At 69.3% G+C, this 4,409-nt stretch carries 5 protein-coding genes; 4 read left to right on the plus strand and 1 reads right to left on the minus strand.

The genetic code is table 11. From position 1 onward, the window contains the following. From ACF1AJ_RS19195 to ACF1AJ_RS19210, 4 genes are all read left to right on the plus strand, one after another. Positions 1-1,494: DNA cytosine methyltransferase (locus ACF1AJ_RS19195; protein WP_391508797.1), on the plus strand; the 1,494-nt coding region annotated here is incomplete at its 5' end. Further along, positions 1,491-2,390, plus strand: coding sequence for a hypothetical protein (locus tag ACF1AJ_RS19200; RefSeq protein ID WP_301220726.1), 900 nt, complete (start codon positions 1,491-1,493; stop codon positions 2,388-2,390). The genes ACF1AJ_RS19195 and ACF1AJ_RS19200, both read left to right, overlap by 4 nt. Before the next feature lie 481 nt (positions 2,391-2,871). Continuing rightward, positions 2,872-3,417, plus strand: a complete 546-nt coding sequence (locus ACF1AJ_RS19205) for a hypothetical protein (RefSeq protein ID WP_301220727.1) — start codon at positions 2,872-2,874, stop codon at positions 3,415-3,417. 26 nt (positions 3,418-3,443) lie between these two features. After that, the gene (locus ACF1AJ_RS19210) at positions 3,444-4,079 is read left to right on the plus strand and encodes a hypothetical protein (protein WP_301220728.1); all 636 of its coding nucleotides are present in this window, start codon (positions 3,444-3,446) and stop codon (positions 4,077-4,079) included. Between the two features lie 87 nt (positions 4,080-4,166). On the opposite strand, the gene ACF1AJ_RS19215 is transcribed toward ACF1AJ_RS19210, so the two are convergent. Continuing rightward, a partial coding sequence (locus ACF1AJ_RS19215) for a hypothetical protein (RefSeq protein ID WP_391508798.1) occupies positions 4,167-4,409 on the minus strand: 243 nt, incomplete at its 5' end.

Consider the following 4,409-nt stretch of genomic DNA (forward strand, 5'->3'; position numbering starts at 1 on the left):
CAGGAACGGCCCTCGTTCTTCCCGTCGACCACGATCCTCTGGGCCTCCCCGGAGTGCACGAAGTGGTCGCAGGCCAACGGGTCGAAGCTGCCGGACATCGAGGAAGGCCTGTTCGAGGACCCGCTGTCCGACGAGGCGAAGACCCGCTCGCGCCTGCTGATGTTCGACGTGCTGCGCTTCATCGAGCACCACCGCTACCGGCTCGTCGTCGTCGAGAACGTCGTCGACATCGCGATCAACGCGAAGTACCGCACGGCCTGGACCGTGTGGCGGCAGGAGCTGCGGGCGCTCGGCTACAAGTTCCGCGTCGTCTCGCTGAACGCGATGCACGCGCAGAAGTTCGGCGCTCCCGCTCCCCAGTCCCGCGACCGCATCTACGTCGTCGCCTGGCCGGAAGCCGACAAGGCACCCGACCTCGACCGCATCCTGCGCCCGCTCGCCTACTGCTGGAAGTGCGGGGAGATGCGTGAGTCGGTCCAGTCCTTCAAGCCCGGCCGCACGGTCGGCCGCTACCGCCAGGCCTACGTCTACTGCTGCCCCGGCTGCGGCTCCATCGTCGAGCCCGGGTACCTCCCCGCGTCCGTCGCGATCGACTGGTCCATCCCCGGCCGTCCGATCGGTGACCGGCTCAAGCCGAAGACGCGCCTGCGCGTGGCCGCCGGAATCGCCCGCTACTGGGGACCGACCCACCTGGAGGCCGCAGGCAACACCTACGACGCCGCCGACCCGCGCCACCCGCACCACGGCGAAGCAGACGCCTACTACCGCAGCTGGCCGATCACCGAGCCGCTGAAGGCGCTGCACACCAGCAACTCGAAAGCACTCGCCATCCCCGTCGACGGCCGCGACGGCAAGAACGCCTACCCCGTCGACGAGGCGCTGCGCACGCAGACCACCCGACTGGAGACCGCGCTGGCCTACGCACCCGAGCGCACACCCTTCATCGCCGAGATGTACGGCACGGGCACCGCCCGCCCCGTGACCGAAGCGGCCGGCACCTTCACCGCCGGCGGGAACCACCACGCGCTGGTGACCCCCTTCGTCACCCAGTTCCGCGACCGGGTGCGCGACCTCGACCCGTACACCGAGCCGATGCGGACGGCGGTCGCCGACGGCGCGAACCACGCCCTCATCCACCGCATGAACGGAGGCGGAGCCGAGATGACTACCCCTGCCACCGAGCCGATGCGCACTCTGACCACCGCCGGGCACCAGGCGATCATGCAGCAACCCCGTGGCCAGCGCGCACCGATCAGCGCCAAGGACCTCGACGCCGCCATGGAGCTGGTCCCCGACACCCTGCTGCGGATGTTCCTCCCCACTGAGGTCGCGGCCGGGATGGCGTTCCCTCCTGACTACATGTGGCAGCCGACGAACCGCCTGAAGCCCGTCTCCCAGCGCGACATCACGAAGGCGGCTGGAAATGCGGTCTGCCCGCCGTGCGCCCGCGACATCGTCGGCATCTGCGTCGAGACGATGGGGCTGGTGGCATGAGCGCCCCCGCGCCCCTCCTCTCGCAGCGGTGGGGGTTCCGCCAGCACAGCTGGCGGCACCCCGCCGACGGCGGCTTCCACGCCCCGTCCTTCGACGTCGTGAGGCTGCCCGAGCAGCTCGCACGCGAGTTCGTCACCCGTCACCACTACGCCGCATCCTTCCCCGCGGCCCGGTTCAGTTACGGGCTCACGACCACGGACGATCGCCTCGCCGTCGACGGCACCACCATCGGCGGCCGCGCCCTGGTCGGCGTCGCGGTCCTCAGCGTCCCCATGCGCGCCGCCGTACTGAGCAACGTCTTCCCGGAGCTGCAGCCGAACACGGAGACGCTCGAACTCGGCCGGCTGGTCCTCACCGACACACCGGCGAATGCCGAGTCCTGGTTTCTTCGCCGCGTGTTCGAAAGCGCCGCCGCCGAGGGCATCCGCGGCATAGTCTCATTCTCCGACCCCATGCCCCGGACGCGAACCGTCATCGACGCGAACGGCCACGAGCGCGTCGACGAGTACAAGGCCGGTCACATCGGCGTTTGCTACCAGGCGACGAACGCGCTCGCCCTCGGACGCTCTACCCGCCGGACACTGACCTACCTGCCGCGTCACGGCCTCGTGCTCAGCGACCGCACCCTGCAGAAGATCCGCGCGCAGGAGTCCGGCGCGGAAGGTGCAGAACGCCGCCTCGTCGCTCTCGGCGCACCAGCTCGCCGCGCCAACGAAGATGCTTCATCGTGGCTCCGTCATGCACTCCAGGAGCTGCAAGTCACGCGCGTGAGACACCCGGGCAACTACCGCTACGCGTGGGCGATCGGCACCCCCAGCGAGAGGCGTCGTACGCGGATCGGACTGCCCCGCACCCCGTACGCGAAGCCCGACCAGGATCTGCTCGCGCTCCTGTAGCCGCGGGGCCGGCCCCGGCCGGCGTGAAGGCAGGCTCCGCCGCCCTCACACTCCCGTGGCCGATGCGAGCCGGGCGACGACCAGCTTGACGAGGAACGGGACGGGTAGCCGGAGCATCGAGAGGGGGAATCGTACTAGCGGCCGCTCTCCGCCTGTCAAGGGCCGCTCCCTCCCCTGCCTCTCCAAACGGTCGGGGAAGGTGCTCCGCACCTGCGGTCCAAGACTCGTGCGCGCTGGGGGTCGGTCGGAACCCTTGACAGGCTCCGGCGTCCGCCAAGTCGGTCCCCTTATTCGATGATCCGCCCACCTCTGATTCCGCGGACACCTAACGAAAGGGAAGAACCGATGAGCACGCAGAACACCACCAGCAGCTTCGACCAGATCGGCGGCTACGAGGTCCCGGTCGACCCGATGGACCTGCTCGGCTGCGACTCCTGCCAGTAACCCCGACCATCACCCGACACCGCGAGAGGAGAAGATGATGATCCGCTACACGCCGACCGAGATCCTGCAGGCAGGGATCGATCAGACGCGCGAGACGTTCGCCGACCTGTACGTCGCCGTCGACCGTGTCCGCAAGGCGATCGACTTCCACTGGCACCGCGTGAACGTCGACCCGGACGTCCAGCCAATCGACGGCGAAGAGCGTCTGCGGGAGCACGGCGCCGGCGCTGGCTTCGGCAACGAGATCGCACTCCCCACCCCCTACGTCGACCTGAGTCGTCTCACCGACGCTGGACTGGCGCTCTTCGCAATCGGCGCACACACCGCCTTCCTCGAGCGAGACGAGCTGATCGCGGAGCACGAGCGACTCGCCGAGCAGCTCGACTGGGCTCGCAACCTCCCGACCAACGAGGAATGGCGTCGCTACGTCGCCACCCTGATCCGTAACCACGACGCCTACCTCCACCGCCAGCAGCCGCTGACCGCCACCCCCGTCGCCCCGTCGGCATGGCCCGTCCGCGTTCCCGGAACCGACACCATCCTCCCCGCGGTCTCCCACCACCCGCTGACCGCGGCCGCCTAGACCGCACCTCCTCGAAAGGAACACTCATGGCCACCAAGAACGACGCGACCTGGCTGGAGCGCAAGCTGACCGAGCTCTGCCCCAACATCACCATCACCGTCACCCGCGATGCGCAGAACAACCTCGTCGCCTCCGGGGCCAGCACGCTCGGCTCGTTCACCGAACGCAGCGCCGACCTCGATGTCGACAGCCGGGAGGAGTTCTACAGCGCCGTGCGCGGATACTTCCTCGACCTCGACGACGACACCGCCCGCGGCGCCGTCAAGGCAGCCGTGCCGGAGCTGCCGTACCCGTCCCTCCAGCTGACCGGACAGGAGCCCGCCGGAACCACCAGCCCGGACGACGAGAATGGCGTCGACTACATCGGCTGCGGAGCCACCGAGTGCGCAGGCGACTGGGACGTCTCCTACCTCGCCGCCGACGGCTACCTCTGGGACAGCCGCCGAATCGACGCGGCAGAAGAGAACGATGTCCTCGCTGGCTACACCGTCTGTAACCACTGCGGCCGCGTCTACCCCAACGCTCACCGCTACCAAGGCCCGATGCCCACCGTCGCGCGCATCGACGTCACCACCGACACGTGGCTCGACGCGCTCGACCTCTACAACCACCGCACCTTCGCCACCCCGCTCACCCGGCCCGCGAACCAGAAGGAGCAGTGACCCCAGGCTGGTCCCTGGCAACAACGAAGCGGCGGGGAGAACCAAGTTGGTTCTCCCCGCCGCTTCGTCGTGAGCGCGGTTCGATGCTTACGCGGCGACGTGCTCGCCGTCGCCCTCGGACTCGTACGACTCCTCCGCGGGAGCCTGCGACGTCGCGACGTTGGGCCACGCCGGCCCCGCGACCTCCGACGTCGGCTGCCCCTCCGCCGGCGCGCCTGCGGCCGGCGCCGCGTCGACCAGCTTCGACAGCCGGGTGACCTCCGCCGTGCTGATGCCCAGCAGCTCGGCGATGGTCGCGACCGTCTCCAATGAGCGCAGCTCCCCGATCAC

This window comes from Leifsonia sp. NPDC014704 (assembly GCF_043083605.1).
Taxonomy (GTDB): Bacteria; Actinomycetota; Actinomycetes; order Actinomycetales; family Microbacteriaceae; genus Leifsonia.

Bases quoted from the DNA above. Each gene is read 5' to 3' on its own strand.
- ACF1AJ_RS19200 (WP_301220726.1), top strand. From the start codon at position 1,491: ATGAGCGCCCCCGCGCCCCTCCTCTCGCAGCGGTGGGGGTTCCGCCAG.
- ACF1AJ_RS19205 (WP_301220727.1), top strand. From the start codon at position 2,872: ATGATCCGCTACACGCCGACCGAGATCCTGCAGGCAGGGATCGATCAG.
- ACF1AJ_RS19210 (WP_301220728.1), top strand. From the start codon at position 3,444: ATGGCCACCAAGAACGACGCGACCTGGCTGGAGCGCAAGCTGACCGAG.